Source organism: Tamlana crocina (genome assembly GCF_012037625.1).
The window spans coordinates 1-366 of record NZ_JAAVJS010000473.1; the positions used below are offsets into that span (position 1 = coordinate 1).

The following is a 366-nucleotide window of genomic DNA, read 5'->3' on the forward strand; positions in this document are numbered from 1 at the left end:
TCGCTTCTCCATCTTTCCACCCCATGATAACAGCTCCAGGAAGTATTTTCAATGATCTGTGCCTCATACTGCGGCGGAAATTTCTCAAGGTATTCCCCATAGATCGTTAGGTTGATATCCTCATCCTGTTCAAGGGAATTAAGACAATAGGAAAGGGCCATTTCTCCCAACCTGTGGTGGTGTCCATAACTTTCACCGTCTGTGGCAATGTTTACCAGTTCTCGATCTTCGGTATCCGAAAACTGACCCCGCAGGCGGTCGGCAAATGCCTCTCCATTGTTAAGCAAACCTTCAAAAGCTACTGCCTGTGAGGCAGGGCCGTCATAAAAGAAAAGACTTATTTCATTTCCAGAAGGTAATTTACAG

1 pseudogene is annotated in these 366 nt (G+C 45.6%); it reads right to left on the reverse strand.

The annotated features are described in order from the left end of the window. A pseudogene (locus tag HC176_RS17655) lies at positions 1-366 on the reverse strand (DUF3536 domain-containing protein); the annotation flags it as partial.